Origin of the sequence: Sphingobacterium sp. Lzh-3, from assembly GCF_046764375.1 — a bacterium.
Classification (GTDB): Bacteria; Bacteroidota; Bacteroidia; order Sphingobacteriales; family Sphingobacteriaceae; genus Sphingobacterium.
Genome location: NZ_CP177226.1, coordinates 742,897 through 758,423, shown reverse-complemented (window position 1 = coordinate 758,423; position 15,527 = coordinate 742,897). Strand labels below are relative to the sequence as shown.

At 40.9% G+C, this 15,527-nt stretch carries 13 protein-coding genes and 4 tRNA genes; 10 read left to right on the top strand and 7 right to left on the bottom strand.

The features are described 5' to 3' along the window. Positions 1-19 precede the first annotated feature (19 nt). The 6 genes from ACLCDV_RS03110 to ACLCDV_RS03085 all read left to right on the top strand — a co-directional run bounded on the left by ACLCDV_RS03110 (position 20) and on the right by ACLCDV_RS03085 (position 2,011). Positions 20-349 (top strand): multidrug efflux SMR transporter, encoded by a 330-nt coding sequence (locus ACLCDV_RS03110; protein ID WP_317668491.1) that lies wholly within the window; start codon positions 20-22, stop codon positions 347-349. Between the two features lie 98 nt (positions 350-447). After that, entirely contained in the window at positions 448-1,521 is a 1,074-nt protein-coding gene (gene prfA / locus ACLCDV_RS03105; protein WP_293905354.1) for a peptide chain release factor 1, read from the top strand. Between the two features lie 73 nt (positions 1,522-1,594). Then, positions 1,595-1,668 (top strand) — tRNA-Asp (locus ACLCDV_RS03100). 59 nt (positions 1,669-1,727) lie between these two features. Further along, positions 1,728-1,804: transfer RNA gene (locus ACLCDV_RS03095), tRNA-Asp, on the top strand. Positions 1,805-1,835: 31 nt separating this feature from the next. Continuing rightward, a tRNA-Asp gene (locus tag ACLCDV_RS03090) sits at positions 1,836-1,909 on the top strand. 25 nt (positions 1,910-1,934) lie between these two features. Next, positions 1,935-2,011 (top strand) — tRNA-Asp (locus ACLCDV_RS03085). 63 nt (positions 2,012-2,074) lie between these two features. Here the strand turns inward: ACLCDV_RS03085 and ACLCDV_RS03080 are convergent. Both ACLCDV_RS03080 and ACLCDV_RS03075 read right to left on the bottom strand, forming a co-directional pair. Beyond that, positions 2,075-2,296, bottom strand: a complete 222-nt coding sequence (locus ACLCDV_RS03080) for a (4Fe-4S)-binding protein (protein ID WP_317668492.1) — start codon at positions 2,294-2,296, stop codon at positions 2,075-2,077. A gap of 63 nt (positions 2,297-2,359) precedes the next feature. Then, positions 2,360-3,601 (bottom strand): MFS transporter, encoded by a 1,242-nt coding sequence (locus ACLCDV_RS03075; RefSeq protein ID WP_317668493.1) that lies wholly within the window; start codon positions 3,599-3,601, stop codon positions 2,360-2,362. A gap of 66 nt (positions 3,602-3,667) precedes the next feature. Here ACLCDV_RS03075 and ACLCDV_RS03070 point away from each other — a divergent pair, with 66 nt between their 5' ends. After that, on the top strand, positions 3,668-3,931 hold the full coding sequence (locus ACLCDV_RS03070; RefSeq protein ID WP_411972888.1) for a hypothetical protein: 264 nt from the start codon (positions 3,668-3,670) through the stop codon (positions 3,929-3,931). 113 nt (positions 3,932-4,044) lie between these two features. Here the strand turns inward: ACLCDV_RS03070 and ACLCDV_RS03065 are convergent, their stop codons facing one another. After that, on the bottom strand, positions 4,045-8,091 hold the full coding sequence (locus ACLCDV_RS03065) for a glycoside hydrolase family 2 TIM barrel-domain containing protein (RefSeq protein WP_411972887.1): 4,047 nt from the start codon (positions 8,089-8,091) through the stop codon (positions 4,045-4,047). Positions 8,092-8,476: 385 nt separating this feature from the next. Between ACLCDV_RS03065 and ACLCDV_RS03060 the strand changes: the two genes are divergently transcribed. Continuing rightward, positions 8,477-9,049, top strand: coding sequence for a sigma-70 family RNA polymerase sigma factor (locus tag ACLCDV_RS03060; RefSeq protein WP_317668496.1), 573 nt, complete (start codon positions 8,477-8,479; stop codon positions 9,047-9,049). Between the two features lie 24 nt (positions 9,050-9,073). After that, on the top strand, positions 9,074-10,180 hold the full coding sequence (locus ACLCDV_RS03055) for a serine protease (protein WP_317668497.1): 1,107 nt from the start codon (positions 9,074-9,076) through the stop codon (positions 10,178-10,180). 76 nt (positions 10,181-10,256) lie between these two features. On the opposite strand, the gene ACLCDV_RS03050 is transcribed toward ACLCDV_RS03055, so the two are convergent. Beyond that, positions 10,257-10,892 carry a peroxiredoxin gene (locus ACLCDV_RS03050; protein WP_333576391.1) on the bottom strand — a complete coding sequence of 212 codons (636 nt, stop codon included), beginning with the start codon at positions 10,890-10,892 and terminating at the stop codon, positions 10,257-10,259. 417 nt (positions 10,893-11,309) lie between these two features. On the opposite strand from ACLCDV_RS03050, the gene ACLCDV_RS03045 reads away from it, so the two are divergent. After that, positions 11,310-12,446, top strand: a complete 1,137-nt coding sequence (locus tag ACLCDV_RS03045; RefSeq protein ID WP_333576393.1) for an acyl-CoA dehydrogenase — start codon at positions 11,310-11,312, stop codon at positions 12,444-12,446. Positions 12,447-12,694: 248 nt separating this feature from the next. On the opposite strand, the gene ACLCDV_RS03040 is transcribed toward ACLCDV_RS03045, so the two are convergent. From ACLCDV_RS03040 to proB, 3 genes are read right to left on the bottom strand one after another with little or no spacing between them, the layout of a single operon-like run. Beyond that, complete coding sequence (locus tag ACLCDV_RS03040; protein ID WP_411972886.1) at positions 12,695-13,069, bottom strand: hypothetical protein; 375 nt, start codon at positions 13,067-13,069, stop codon at positions 12,695-12,697. Between the two features lie 39 nt (positions 13,070-13,108). Then, positions 13,109-14,359: a glutamate-5-semialdehyde dehydrogenase gene (locus ACLCDV_RS03035; RefSeq protein ID WP_411972885.1), complete on the bottom strand. Its 1,251-nt coding sequence runs from the start codon at positions 14,357-14,359 to the stop codon at positions 13,109-13,111. Continuing rightward, a complete protein-coding gene (gene proB, locus ACLCDV_RS03030) occupies positions 14,356-15,387 on the bottom strand; it encodes a glutamate 5-kinase (protein WP_317668501.1) in 1,032 nt (343 codons plus the stop codon). Before proB ends, ACLCDV_RS03035 begins: the two co-directional genes overlap by 4 nt. Positions 15,388-15,527: the final 140 nt, after the last annotated feature.

Sequence of the window (15,527 nt, the reverse complement as noted above, 5' to 3'; positions counted from 1 at the left end):
ACAAAAAATCAAAAAAGATATGAACTGGGTATTTTTAATATTGGGTGGGTTATGTGAAATTGGCTTTACGACCTGCTTAGGTAAAGCCAAAGATGCAACTGGAAATGCGCAATGGCTCTGGTACGGTGCTTTTGTCGTATTCTTATTTGCAAGTATGGGTTTATTGATCAAAGCCACACAGACACTTCCCTTGGGCACAGCTTATGCTGTTTGGACCGGAATAGGTGCCGTAGGTACCGTTTTAATGGGGATCTTCTTCTTTAAGGAGCCAGCAGATTTCTGGCGCATATTCTTTATTTTCACGCTGATTGCTTCCATCGTAGGACTAAAAGCAGTTTCCTCTCATTAATAGCAGGCTAGGTTGTTTAAAAGCAACAAAATTTCCTTACTTTTGTACACTCAATAGTAATCTAGGTCATACATTCCTAGAAGAAGCATTTTTGATATATGTTAGACAAATTACAAGCGATAAAGGAAAGATGGGAAGAGGTGGAAGCTGAACTGAGCAACCCTGAAACCATGCAGGATATGAAACGTTTTGCCAAATTGAATAAAGAATACAAAGATTTAGGCAAAATTGTAGACCAATACCATATTTACAGAAATATGGTCAGTAATATTGACACCAATAAGGACATCATCATGAACGAGAAGGATCAAGAACTTCGCGAGATGGCCAAGGAGGAGTTGGATCTTTTATATGTAGCCAAGGAAGAAAAAGAAGAGGAAATACGTTTAATGCTTATTCCGAAAGATCCTGAGGATGCGAAAAATGCCATTATAGAGATTCGTGGTGGAACAGGTGGTGATGAAGCAGCATTATTCGCTGGTGATCTTTACCGCATGTATACACGTTATTTCGAAACCAAGGGCTGGCGCAACGAAGTAATGGACGTTACTGAAGGAACTTCCGGTGGTTACAAAGAGGTCATCTTAAAAGTTATCGGTGATGATGCTTATGGTCAGTTGAAATACGAATCTGGCGTTCACCGTGTGCAACGTGTTCCTGACACAGAGACACAAGGTCGTGTACATACCTCTGCCGCATCTGTTGCAGTTCTTCCTGAAGCTGAAGATGTCGATGTTGAAATCAATCCTGGTGATATTGAATTACAGACATCCCGTTCGGGTGGTGCTGGTGGTCAGAACGTCAACAAGGTCGAAACAAAGGTACAGTTGACGCATAAACCGACGGGTATCGTTGTTGTTTGTCAGGTAGAACGTTCCCAATTAGCCAACCGTGAGTTAGCGATGGAGATGTTGCGTAACAAACTTTACGAGCTTGAGTTGAACAAAAAGAACGGCGACATTGCTGCAAAAAGAAAAACTTTGGTGTCTACAGGAGACCGTTCGGCAAAAATTCGTACATATAACTACCCTCAAGGTCGCGTAACGGAGCACCGCATCGGAATGACGATGTACAACTTGCCGGCAATTATGGATGGTGATATTCAGGGAATTATCGATGCATTGCAATTTGCAGAGAATGCAGAGAAGATGAAAGAAGGTCAAGTAGATTAGTTTTTTTTCAAAAAATCTTTGCAGATACGTAAACAAACGCTATATTTGCACACCTTCTGAGGAGAAGGGTTGAGGTCTGGTAGTTCAGCTGGTTAGAATACATGCCTGTCACGCATGGGGTCGCGGGTTCGAGTCCCGTCCAGACCGCTTCAAAAGAGAGAGAAATCTCATACGTTCTTTAACAAAATAAGTTTTTAAGATTTTTAGGTCTGGTAGTTCAGCTGGTTAGAATACATGCCTGTCACGCATGGGGTCGCGGGTTCGAGTCCCGTCCAGACCGCCAAAAATTATTAAAAACAATCCTTAAGATTTTAGGTCTGGTAGTTCAGCTGGTTAGAATACATGCCTGTCACGCATGGGGTCGCGGGTTCGAGTCCCGTCCAGACCGCTAAAATTTTAAAAACACAATTGTTGGTCTGGTAGTTCAGCTGGTTAGAATACATGCCTGTCACGCATGGGGTCGCGGGTTCGAGTCCCGTCCAGACCGCCAACAAAAAAAGCATCATTTATATTTAAATGATGCTTTTTTTTTGATTTGAAAATAATACAGTTATTATTTTTTTAATTCGTACTGAAGAGCTCCCGAAGGGCAGTGCTTGATCTGTTCAATCAATTCAGCCGTACTCGCATTTTGGGCCGTAATCCAGGGCTTATCTTTAGGATGATAAACATTGGGCAGACTCTTCACACAAACTGCAGCATGTGCACAGCGTTCAGGTATCCAAAGAACGGTTATCTCCCCATTTGGATGTGGATATCTCATTATTTTTTCCATAATTTCATCTCTCTTTAACAATTCATCGTTTTAAGGACTAATAACAAAATGAGCAATTTTGTTTTAAGAATCAGCGCGTCGCTTTTTGATCATATTGCTTACCCGATAGATCATAAAAATACCCACAACGGAAATCAGAATAACAATCATCCCCAAGGTAGGGTAATGTTCCAATGGACTTTCTTTGTTTTCTTGGACAATGATTACACCTGCTAATGAAGCAGCCACACCACCAGCCAGCTGTTGCAACGAAGAACTGATACTCATAAATGCCCCCCGATCTTTCACCTCAGGAACAGCAGTGATCAAGGCCGAAGATGGTGTCATTCGACTTAAAATGCCCGCCATCATAAAAATGTTTAAGATAACAACGATATAAAATGGCGTGACACCTAGATTCGTGTAGATAAATACGACGACCATAAGCCAAAAGGAAGCGAAAGCAAAAATCTTAAACTTATCGTAACGATCACTCAATTTGCCTACAATAGGCATAATAATCAAGGAAGCAATACCCGATATCATAAACAACATCGGCAGCTGTTCGTGGCTTACTTTAAGGTTATTTACAGCAAAAGCACTTCCAAACGGCATCATCATATACCCCCCAATCGAAAGCAGGGCGGTGGCCATAAATCCAACCCGGTACTCTCGCTGTGAGAAAGTCAACCAAAGATGTTTTAACGCGGATTGATGTTTCTGAAGACCTATATGTGCTGTAATAGGAATGAGTTTGACCGCAATAATAACGACAATAATCAACGCCATCACGGCAATCCACAGGAAGGCACTATGCCAGCCCCAATTGTTTGCAATATATAGTCCTATGGGAATACCCAAAACCTGACTTGCGCCAAAGCCCATCTGCACAAAGCCCATTACACGTCCCCGCTGTTGAAGTGTAAAGATATCGGTAATAATAGCCATAGAAATCGATCCGATAACACCGCCAAACAGTCCCGTGATTATTCGTGCAGCAACCAACGTCCAGTAATCGTTAGCAAAACTACAGCAGAATGTTCCGATGATAAAGCCAGAATAGAAAAACAACAGTAGTTTCTTCCGATCAAAACGATCGGCAAAACCCGCGGTAAGTAAGCCCGAAGCACCCGCACTGAAGGCATAGGCTGAAACCGCAATACCAAATTGAGCCGGTTTGAGATCTATGGCTTTCATCAGGATATCCCCCATCGGTGACATCACCATAAAATCAAGCACGACCGTAAATTGCGTCATTGCCAATAAAAACACCACAAGTTTTTGATATGCCGTAAAGGGTGCATTATCAAGTTTATTTATTTCCATACTGTTCAGATTGCCACAGTTTAAACTGGCCTAAAAATACAGAAGTGTGTGAACATTCTTTGTAATATGTTTGCAAAATTATCGCGCAAGATTCTACCTTACCTTACCTTACCTTACCTTACCTTACCTTACCTTACCTTACCTTACCTTACCTTACCTTACCTTACCTTACCTTACCTTACCTTACCTTACCTTACCTTACCTTACCTTACCTTACCTTACCTTACCTTACCTTACCTTACCTTACCTTACCTTACCTTACCTTACCTTACCTTACCTTACCTTACCTTACCTTACCTTACCTTACCTTACCTTACCTTACCTGTTTAGGCTAGACGACCAATCACTCCTTTCAATCGCTATTTAAACATAGCATAGGTCGCTAACAAAAAAAGCCAGCATCTGTCAAACAGATGCTGGCTCAATATGCGATGTAACGCGATTTACTCAGCTATAACAGCAAATTCAGCTCCCGACGCATAATCATCACCACGTTGGGAGTTAAGTCCAGTAAAACGGATATAACGCCCTTTCACAGGCTTTTCGAATCGAACAGTTTTTAATTTTTTATTCCGTTCAAAAGATCCGGACATCACATCTTCCCAGTTCTTTCCATCTTTACTCACCTGAATCTTATAATCCTTAATATCACCATTCGGCCCATCCTGTCTTGGTAGAAAAGTGAACCCTTTAATTGTTTTGCTACTTCCAGCATCGAAATCAACCCAATGTGGATACTGTGCTACCGTAACCGAATACATCGTATGCCAAATCGAGGAAGGATCCCCATCCAGTAGGTTCTTAGCATCCCCTTCGCCAGTCTCCTGACTTGAAGCAAAAATAACTTCCATTGGAATAGTTTCGATTTTTGAGTATTGCTGTGTTACCTTTAATTTTTCGTTACGCTGATACCAAGCCGTCACTGTACCGCCGGCGCGTAAATCAAAAGGCGCCTTGTAGACACTTGCTTTCGCGTTGTTCAAACTGTATAACACAGGCTCATTCTTATCTCCTGATTGAATAGAAACTTCACCATTTGAACTTCTTGCCAAAGAAATTGGCGCATCACCGGCAGTCGCTACCTGAGCCTTCTCCATCATATCATTGTTCTGAATCGGACGGATAATAAAGCCCATAGACGTTGGCACTGCTTTCACACGGTCTTTCTCCAACGGCGGACCTTGTCCACAGCTGTTACCGCCCAATCCTGTTACCGCAGCATCTAGATGCAGATGTACACCTGAACTTTTTGGCAATTGATAAGGGTGTGGCGCAAATGTCAGTTCGAGCTCACTATATTCCAAAACGGAAGTTGCTAAATGATTTTTTGCAACAAAGATAGCTCCTTGACCATTATTGTTGGTTAATGCTGTCCAGCGTACCTCTTCATTGTTGCTCATATTTTGCGGATTAGGCCATGGCACAAACTGGTCTTTTACAGTACTTTTATGCAATTCAATAAATTGAGCAGTCTTCCGGTCAGCATAATTGTTGATCGGTCCACGTCCGTAGTAACTATAATTGCCAAACTCGGTCGGTAATTGCAAAGAATAGCCCAATCGAGCTAATACGACACTCGCATTATTGGATGTAATACTTGACGACAATTCAATAGAGCCATCCTTATAGATTGTCCAGATCTGATTGCTTGTAAATTTAAAATCATCCTTACCAAAAGGCTTATCCGTATGTTCTTTAAGGGTATACGTTCCAGAAGTTCCACCTAACAGTGATGCGCCATAAGGTGCTTGTGACTCAATTGTAAACGCCAATACAACTGTTCCATCCTTCTTGGTATAGCTGTTTGAAGACAAAACCTTATGTTTCAGGTTATGTAATCCTTTTTCAAACCATTGTTGGTAAGCCCAGTTGTCGTTGTCAACCGGAGCACGTAACGCATCCAATTTAGGACCTTCACCATCGCGGATAATTTGTTTACCGGCATACGTTAGATTATATATCGAGCCAGTTTTATTGTCAAACTTAACGATAAACTGATCTCCCTTTACCACCTGCAAATCACCTTCTTTGGAAAGCAACGGAGCCTCCCCTTGTGCAACAGATGAAATCAACGGTTTATTTTCGGCCGCTTTGACAAACAGTTGTTCCTCCATTTGTACAAAGCCTTTGGCTGCCCAAGGTCGATCCGTATTGAGAATAAACTGTACTTTTACAAAATACTCCGATCCCGCATCCAACTGCGCATAATTTATCGGCAATACAAGTTGCTTGCGTTGGCGCGCCTCGGGTAAATCTGTCGCACTGATTGTACCCCCGCTATTTTTCACCTCTATCCCATTTTTATATAGCGACCATTGCACCTGATAATCGGATAGATCTTTAAAATAATTTTTATTGAAAAGTTCAATTTTCCCTTGTTGAATATCAACAGCTTTTACACCCGCATTTTGATACACTTTCTTTACCTCATAATATTGTGGCTTAGGTTTCATATTGGCAAAGATCAACCCGTTATTGACAAAGGTCCCATCATTGGGTTTGTCTCCAAAGTCGCCACCATAGGCAAGAAAGCGTTCGCCGGTCTTTTTATCATAATAATACATGGCCTGATCAATCCAATCCCAGATGGCACCGCCCATAAAAAAGTTGGTCGATTCGATGGCTTCCCAATAATCTATTAGGTTACCAACAGCATTTCCCATGGAATGTGAATATTCCGAAATATGAAATGGATATTTCAATTTGTAGGTACCTTTTACAGCTCCTCTTACCCAGTCTATCGAAGGATATTGGTTGGAACCCATATCAACGATTGTATTATTACGCTCGTATTGAACAGGTCGTGACGTATCAATTTTTTTAATAGCCTGATAGGCGGCCACGAAATTATCACCCGGACCGGCTTCGTTTCCTAGAGACCAAATAACCACTGCCGGATGGTTGATGGTCGAATGCACCATCTCGATATTACGGGCTACATGGGCATTTTTCCATTCAGGAACATGAGAAAGAGACTCTTTGCCATAATAATATTCATGGCTCTCAATATTGGCTTCATCCTCGAGATAAATTCCATATTTATCGCATAAATAATACCAATAAGCAGGTTCTGGATAGTGCGAATTCCGGACATGGTTGATGTTCGCCCGTTTCATCAATTTCACCTCAGCTTCCATCTGTTCTCTGGTCACTACCTTACCATGTTCAGGATTGGTCTCATGACGGTTGACACCTTTGAGTTTCACCGTCTTGCCATTGACATAGTAATAACGTCCGGCCAAGCCAAATTCATCATCCGAAGCCTTGGTGTCTTTAATCTCAACCTTTCTAAATCCAACGTAGGTAGAAATAGTCTCTATCGTTTTGTTCTTTTTATCCTTCAGTTCAGCCACCAAAGTATACCGATAAGGTAATTCGGCAGACCATTTATCTGGATTTTTGACATTCAACGTTGCTGTGATGCTATTAGAAACTTGACCATCCAGGGTTGGCACAGCAGAAGAGGCTTCTGTCTGGTCGACAAGGGTATTCTCGTCACTGTATAGCTTATTTTTATAAAGTGAATAAACAACTTTATACCCTTCAGCTTTCTTATTCCCTAGATTGCGTACAGTACTCGTAATTTTCAACGAACCATTTTCGTACTTGCTGTCCAAGTCTGGAATAGCCGCTAGATCGCGAATCTGAACTTTTGGCGTTGAAGTCAGCGAAACATCCCGAAATATTCCGGGCAATCTAAACATATCCTGATCTTCCAAAAAGGAAGCGTCCGAACTGCGGTAAACTTCAACTGCCAACACATTTTCAGCCCCCTTTTTTAAGTAAGGTGAGATATTGAAAGATGCGACGTTTCTTGAATTTTTTGAAAATCCGACATATTTGCCATTTATCCACAGGTAGAAAAAGGAGTCTACACCATCAAAATTGATAAATACTTCACGACCGTCCCAATCAGTAGGTACGGTAAAATTGCGTCGGTACGATCCCACTTCATTACGGTAGACATTAGTTGTCCAATCTTGGGCTGGTGTTCGCATGACTCCACCGCGCCAATCATCGACCTTCACTTGATGATGAAAGATCACACGTTGGTTCGTGTAAATAGGTACACCATATTTTAGGCTTCCATCCTTCTGTATACCATAAATATTCCAGCTCATCGGGACCGGAACAGATTCCCAGGCACCAACATTATAACTAGGATCATAAAAGTCCTTTGGCCGCTCTTCCGGAGTCTTTACCCAGTTAAACTTCCAGGATCCATTGAGCGAAAGCCAATAGTTACTATGCTCGGGAAGTACTTTTCGCGCACTTTCTACGTTTTGAAAGGAGAAGAACGAAGCATGTGGCAACTCCTTATTAAGTGATAATAATTGAGGCGATTCCCATTCATTCCCTTTTGGAGCCGCTGCAGCTCCATACTGGAAACCGTCGATAGATGGCGTAATCGTTTGCCCTATCGCAACAGTAGTGTCCAGCGACAGCAATGAGGCTAGAATCGTTGAAAAAATAACAGAGTTTCTTAACATAATGTAATTAAGCAATTTAGTCCAGGAAACCAAATGTAACTTCATTTTGCAGTAATAACAAGCAGATTATTAAAGCACTCGATTGCGAAACTTTTTCGATACAAAAAAAGATCATATAGCACGTTAAAATCGTCCCATAAGATCTTCCTTCGAGAATTGTACATAACACGAAGTAAAAACATAAAAAAATAGACGCGGCGAAAAATCACGATGTCCTCCCAAAAGCAGTTGATTTCAATAAAAAACAAATGCTTTCGGTTTCAAGGAATAAGCCTTATTTTTGGGGATAGATTTCGCTTTACACAAATAAAAGTTTACGTTTGAAAATATTTCGAAGAATTTTATTTTTCAAAGGGTTACAATTTAAGCATTAAGGTATTAATAGGTGAGTAAATTCAGTAAATCAGTCCTGTTAGAAAATGATGAGCAGATCATTGATGGCATCAGAAACGGCAACAGCTTGGCGATAGATGCTATCTATAAGCGGTACTATCCGTCTATAAGCCATATGATCTTGCAAAACAATGGAAGTGAGGATGAAGCGAAAGATATCTTTCAAGAAGCTGTCATTGTGCTCTACGATAAAGTTTCCAAGGGAAACTTTGAGCTCAGCAGCAAACTAAAAACATATCTTTACTCGATTTGCAGAAGGCTTTGGCTTAAGCAACTCAATCGTGCTGGTTTCGGCAACAGTGACATTAGGGGTTATGAAGATTCCCTCTTTGAGGAAGAAGATCTTCAACAGCATCAAGAACTTGAAAAAAAGTTCGACCAAATGGAACTTGCCCTCGAGAAAATGGGAGAACCATGTAAGACCATCTTACATGATTTCTATATCTTAAACCATTCGATGCAGGACATCTGTGAAAAATTTGGTTATACCAATACAGATAATGCCAAGACTCAGAAGTATAAATGCCTACAAAGGCTGAAAAAAATATTTTTTTCAACAGATTAAAATTTGAGTAACACCATGGGAACAATGAATCAAAAAGAATTTTTCGAATTAGCAGATCAATATCTTCGCGGCGAATTATCGACCGAGGAAAAAGCTGCATTTGAATCTTTTTGTGCTGAACAGCCCTCCTATGCTGCCCAATTACAACAACACCGCGAATTTGTCGTCAATATGCAGGAAACTAGCCATCGGCTGGATTTCAAAAATGCATTGGCACAATCAGCAAAAGAATACCATAAAACCCAAAGCAAAACAACCAAGGTTGTTCCAATGAAGCAATCAACAGTTATTTCACTTTGGGAACGTATCAAAGCAAGTTCTTTGGTGGCGGCAGTGGTAGCGGTATTTGCGGTATTTGGCACATTATGGTTGAGCGGTTATTACAGCAACCTCGAAAAAGCATCTTCCGATTACAGTGCATTACGTAGAGACATGAACAATGTCAAAAAGAACGTCAACGCACACAACGCTGCAATCAGGGATATCAATGACAAAAAATCAGTAAAAGGTACTGAAAGCCAGTTTGGCGCAACAGGATTTATGCTGACAACAGATGGCTATGTGGTCACCAACTACCATGTCATTAGTGGAGCAGATTCAATCTATTTACAAAATAGTAAAGGCGAATCTTATAAAGCACAAATCGTACATACCGATCCAAGCAAAGATTTAGCAATTTTATACATCGCAGATAAGACCTTTAAGAAAGCTAAAAGCTTACCTTACACGTTCAAAACTTCGAATTCAGATCTTGGCGAAGATATTTATACAATCGGGTTTCCTCGTGACGAAGCAGTATATGGTCAGGGATACCTAAGTTCATCAACAGGTTATGCTGGTGATACCATTGCTTATCAGATCTCCGTGCCTGTCAATCCAGGTAACAGTGGCGGTCCCGTATTGGATAGCAGAGGTAATGTGATTGGTATTATTTCCGGAAAACAACGTGGCATAGATGGTGCTGCCTTTGCAATCAAAACGAAATCAATCTTGAATGCTTTAGCGGACATCCCAAGTGATTCACTGGTTACTGGTCTTAAGATCAATAAAAAGAATAGCTTGGCAGGCTTACCAAGAACAGAACAAATCAAGAAAATGCAAGACTATATCTACATGGTTAAAGTCTATTAGGATGCATTTTAAATCTATAAAAAAGGCAACGTTTGAAAACGTTGCCTTTTTTTGTCCCTTAATTCAAGCCTAGTTCTTACAGATTAGGTTGTGGTGTCGTTCTCAAATACGGTTTGATCTCTTTAAACCCTTTTGGAAATTTAGCAGGAATATCTTCTGTCTTTATCGCTGGAACAACAATAACATCTTCACCATGCTTCCAGTCAGCAGGTGTAGCCACTTGGTAATCGGCTGTTAACTGTAAAGAATCAATGACCCGTAAAATTTCATCAAAATTACGACCTGTTGATGCTGGATAGGTCAACGTCAGTTTGATCTTTTTGTCGGGACCAATAATAAATACCGAACGCACGGTCGCTGTTGCAGACGCATTTGGATGGATCATATCGTACAATTCCGATATATGATGATCTTCATCAGCGATAACCGGGAAATTCACTTCGGTATTTTGCGTTTCATTGATATCCTTAATCCAATTCAAGTGATCGTTTACATTATCGACGCTTAGTGCAATGGCCTTCACACCTCTCTTGTCAAATTCAGATTTCAATTTTGCAGTACGGCCCAACTCTGTCGTGCATACTGGCGTATAATCTGATGGGTGCGAAAAGAAAACGACCCAGCTATCTTTGATATAATCGTGAAAATCTATTTCACCAATGGTTGTTTGCGCTTTAAAATTTGGCGCTTCATCTCCTAATCTTAAACTCATAATCTTATTTTTTAAATGTGTTTAAATTATATAGTCTACAAATATAGTAGATTAAATTTAGCAAACAAGTAATTCTTCAATTTTTTAAATTAAGATGAAAAAACTAAAGCTAATCCAATTGAAAGTAAGGATTTTAATATGTTGACTTTTCGCTGCAAATTTGTCTCCAGATTAACCAAGACCAGGTGCCCTATCCAGCCCATTGTTCACCAAAAGCCTATATGATTAACTGAATTAGTATAAAAGTATTTTGCTTATTTACTATGCTCGCATAATATATATTTTGTATATTTGAGTATGGTGGTACACCAGTCTCATAAATGATTGTGAGTTGGGAGAAAACTTTTTGACAGCAAACCTTATTAGATATATAAGTTATCGGCTTGGTAACTGACGAACCAAAAAAACTGAAATACCATGAATTTTGAATTAAGCGAAGAACATAAAATGATCCGTGACGCAGCACGGGAATTCGCCCAGGAGCTAAAGGCTGGGGCAATCGAGCGCGATGAAGCCGCAAAATTTCCAATAGATTTTGTCAAGCAGATGGCTGAACTAGGATTTATGGGTATCATGACCCCCGAAGCGTATGGTGGGGCTGGCATGGATACGTTGGCCTATGTTCTTGTTCTCGAAGAAATTGCCAAAATTGATGCCTCTGCGGCCGTTATTGTATCCGCCCACAATTCCCTGGTATTATATGGACTCAATGCTTTTGGTACAGAGGAACAGAAACAAAAGTACCTGATTCCTTTAGCGAAGGGCGAGAAACTTGGCGCTTTTGCGTTATCAGAACCCGAAGCCGGTTCGGACGCCTCCTCGCAGCACACAACCGCCGAAGATAAAGGAGATCACTATCTACTAAATGGCACAAAAAATTGGATCACCAACGGTGGCCATGCTGATATCTATCTTGTAATCGCACAGACACATCCTGAAAAAGGCCACAAAGGAATCAATGTATTGATTGTTGAAAAAGGGCTGACAGGATTTACCATTGGTCCGAAGGAAAACAAGTTGGGCATCCGTAGTTCTGATACGCATTCTCTCTTATTTTCCGATGTCCGGGTTCCTAAGGAAAATCGCATCGGAGAAGACGGCTTCGGATTTAAATTTGCCATGAAAACACTCGATGGGGGACGCATCGGTATCGCAGCACAAGCTTTAGGAATTGCTGCCGGTGCTTATGATCTCGCTTTGGCTTACTCAAAAGAGCGAAAGACCTTTGGAAAACCAATTTCGGACCATCAGGCCATACAGTTTAAATTGGCCGATATGGAAGTCGATATCGAGGCTGCTCGACTTTTGACCTATAAAGCTGCCTGGACAAAGGACCAAGGTCTTCCTTACGGTAAAGAAGCTGCGGTAGCTAAATTACATGCATCGGAAGTTGCCATGAAACATACTGTGGAAGCTGTACAGATCCACGGTGGCTATGGTTACGTAAAAGAATATCATGTCGAAAGGTTAATGCGCGACGCAAAAATCACACAAATCTACGAGGGGACCTCTGAAATCCAACGTCTGGTGATCGCCCGCGAGATTCTGCGCTAAGCAACCGGAACAAAACCGCCTATTTCCGTTCACAATGGAAGGTCTAAAAAAGATTACACAAATTTGTTATTACTTCTGTTATAACGAGTCGATCAATGCGCTGCCCCAAAAAGTTTACAATTTCTTGGGGCAGTTAATTGATGGGCAGTTTTCTGCCCATTAGTAGATAACTTCCGAAATTCTGCTCCTATGCCAATTTAATCCCTTACGGTATCTAATTCAACATGGGGAAGTATCAGAAGTTATCTTTAAAGGCTCTTCAACTTGTTATCGATCATGGCAAGATATTGATAATCCTGAAAGGCAAAGCTCGCCGTTTCGGCCATCGCCAGATTCAAAATAAACTTTGCTTTGCGAAGTAAATTCTCCTGATTACCATCTGTAGCATTCAAACCATCAAACAACAAGGTTAAAGCCAATGGATGTAGTTGCTGTATTTGAAGATCTGTTTTGAGATATTCCGAAAGCTCGCTTTCGGAAAGATTTAAAAAATAGGCCCTACTCTTTTCGAAGAATTTCTCATAAGCATCTTCAAACACTGCTGGATCAGTCCGCTCGATAAAGGCATCATGGCCTTCTGTCCATATGCGAAGAAATTTACCAATTTCTTCGATCCAATTCATCAATACATCTTTTTTAAAACTTAATCCCATGATCTATGCTTATCTGATCTGTCCATTTCCACGGACAATCCATTTCTCTGTTACCAATTTTTCTAATGCAAATGGTCCGCGGGCATGTAACTTTTGGGTCGAGATACCGATTTCTGCCCCCAAACCAAACTCACCACCATCTGTAAAACGTGTTGATGCATTGGCATATACCGCAGCAGCATCCACTGTGTTCAAAAATTGTTCGATATGGAGTTCACTGGAAGAAACAATACATTCCGAATGTTTGGAAGAATATTTTGCGATATGATCCAAAGCTTCATCTAAACTCCCAACTGTCTTTATTGAACACTTCAAATCTAAAAATTCTCTTCCAAAATCATCTTCTTCTGCACGTCTTAAATTTGAAAAATTTTCGGCCTTTAACACCTCATAAGCTGTAGGATCCGCAAAAACTTCCACCTGAGCATCTTCAAAGTAGGTCTTCAGTTTTGTTAGAAACTCGGGAGCAATAGTGCGATCGACCAGAACAGTATCTAAAGAATTACACACCGATGGCCTGGAAATTTTAGCATTAGCAACAATTTTAGCTGCCATATCCAGATCTGCTGTACGGTCCACATACGTATGGCATACTCCCGCCCCGGTTTCAATGACAGGTACCTTCGCATGCTCCCTGACATAATCAATCAATGACTGTGAGCCACGTGGTATGATAATATCCACATATTGGGTCGCTTCCAACAATTCCGACACATGCTTTCTGTCGACAGGTAATAGTTGCACAATATCCTTTGAGATACCATGCAGCTGCAGGACGTCATGGATCACTTTTAACAATGCTTCATTGGTGTGTAATGCATCAGAACCACCACGCAATAGACAAACGTTACCCGATTGAATACATAGTGCCGCAACATCTATCGTCACATTAGGTCGCGATTCATAGATTACGCCAACGACACCAAGCGGCACCGTAATTTTCTCGATCTCCAATCCATTCGGCAATATCTTTTTTAGTAATAGCTGATCTGTTGGGTCCGCTAGCTGGGCTATTTGCTTAACACTGTCAGCCAAGCCTTTTAGACGATCGCTATTGAGCAAAAGACGATCCTTTTTGGGGTCGTCATCAGACATACGATCCAAATCAATCTTATTCGCTTGTAATATAGCTGCGGTATGCGCGACAAGACCATCTGCGATGGCATTTAAAATAGTTATTTTGGTATCAGGAGCCAGTTGTTGCAAAATTTGTTTTGCTTTGGCCGCCGCCTGAAGTTGTTTTACGATGGATTCACTCATAACAATACGATATCATTTGCATGTGCAATTTCTACATTTTTTTTACTGGCCTGGGACAAAGCGGATGAATCCATCTTCGCCCGGGCAACGGCAACGGTTAGGCCTTCTAGATTGACGATATTTAACACTTCTCCTTTTTCAAAATGTTCAACGATACGGGTTACCCCCACGGCTAGTAAACTTTTGTGCTTCAATAATGCTTCCTCCGCTCCACGGTCAACCATCAATTCCCCTTTTATCAAACTTCCACTCGCAAGCCATTTCTTGCGGGAAGAGATCTTCTTACTTTGAGCCAGACACAATGTGCCGGTCTCGTGCTTAACCGCTTTTTGGATCGCCTCTTCGGTTTGCATACTAAAAATGACAACAGCGATCCCCATCTGATTGGCCAATCGGGCAAAGTTCAATTTCGAAGTCATTCCCCCCAATCCTACTGAAGATTTATCCTTCCTTGCCAAACCTAAGATATCCCGATCGATGGTTTCAATTTGCGGTATAATCTTGTTATTTGCATCCAACACACCGGGGACGGAAGTACTAAATAGCAATTTTTCGGCACCAAAACCAACAGCAATCAAGGTTGCCAACTCATCATTATCTGAAAACTTCAGTTCTTTATTACTTACCACATCATTTTCATTTGCGATTGGAATCACATTGTTCCGCCACAATTCCTCATACGTATTTTTCAATTGTAGAAATTGATCCCGATTGGAAAAATGATGTCGCTCACATAAACTTTGCGCCAATGAAATTTTAAACGGTCGGAAATAAGTTGAATACGTATTAATCAATATGGGGTTGCCAATTGCAGCCGCGGCCTTTCGTTCGGATAACGTTCCCGTATAACTGGGCAGAAAACGTTTACCGGCGGCAACAGCACCTGAAGAGACCAAGACAATATTGTATTTCTTTTGTAAGGAAGCAATCTGCCTAGCGATCTCCAAAACAATACGTTCATCAACTTCTCCCTCTTTCGTGGTAATAGAAGCCGATCCAAATTTGACAACGAGAATTGGCTTTTTCATTTTTTAGTATGTTTTAGTTTAGATTTGAGCACTAATTTACTGAGAAGAATTTGATTTACGCAAAATATGTTAACAATTGAACAATATAATTCAATTGAGAAACTCATGAAATAAGGTCGATTCCAGTGGATCAGGAGACA

Excerpts from the sequence above, each read along its gene's own strand:
- ACLCDV_RS03075 (WP_317668493.1), bottom strand. The coding sequence starts at position 3,601 with ATGGAAATAAATAAACTTGATAATGCACCCTTTACGGCATATCAAAAA.
- ACLCDV_RS03070 (WP_411972888.1), top strand. The coding sequence starts at position 3,668 with ATGTTTGCAAAATTATCGCGCAAGATTCTACCTTACCTTACCTTACCT.
- proB (WP_317668501.1), bottom strand. The coding sequence starts at position 15,387 with ATGAAAAAGCCAATTCTCGTTGTCAAATTTGGATCGGCTTCTATTACC.
- ACLCDV_RS03065 (WP_411972887.1), bottom strand. The coding sequence starts at position 8,091 with ATGTTAAGAAACTCTGTTATTTTTTCAACGATTCTAGCCTCATTGCTG.
- ACLCDV_RS03045 (WP_333576393.1), top strand. The coding sequence starts at position 11,310 with ATGAATTTTGAATTAAGCGAAGAACATAAAATGATCCGTGACGCAGCA.
- prfA (WP_293905354.1), top strand. The coding sequence starts at position 448 with ATGTTAGACAAATTACAAGCGATAAAGGAAAGATGGGAAGAGGTGGAA.
- ACLCDV_RS03110 (WP_317668491.1), top strand. The coding sequence starts at position 20 with ATGAACTGGGTATTTTTAATATTGGGTGGGTTATGTGAAATTGGCTTT.
- ACLCDV_RS03040 (WP_411972886.1), bottom strand. The coding sequence starts at position 13,069 with ATGAATTGGATCGAAGAAATTGGTAAATTTCTTCGCATATGGACAGAA.
- ACLCDV_RS03050 (WP_333576391.1), bottom strand. The coding sequence starts at position 10,892 with ATGAGTTTAAGATTAGGAGATGAAGCGCCAAATTTTAAAGCGCAAACA.
- ACLCDV_RS03055 (WP_317668497.1), top strand. The coding sequence starts at position 9,074 with ATGAATCAAAAAGAATTTTTCGAATTAGCAGATCAATATCTTCGCGGC.
- ACLCDV_RS03080 (WP_317668492.1), bottom strand. The coding sequence starts at position 2,296 with ATGGAAAAAATAATGAGATATCCACATCCAAATGGGGAGATAACCGTT.
- ACLCDV_RS03035 (WP_411972885.1), bottom strand. The coding sequence starts at position 14,359 with ATGAGTGAATCCATCGTAAAACAACTTCAGGCGGCGGCCAAAGCAAAA.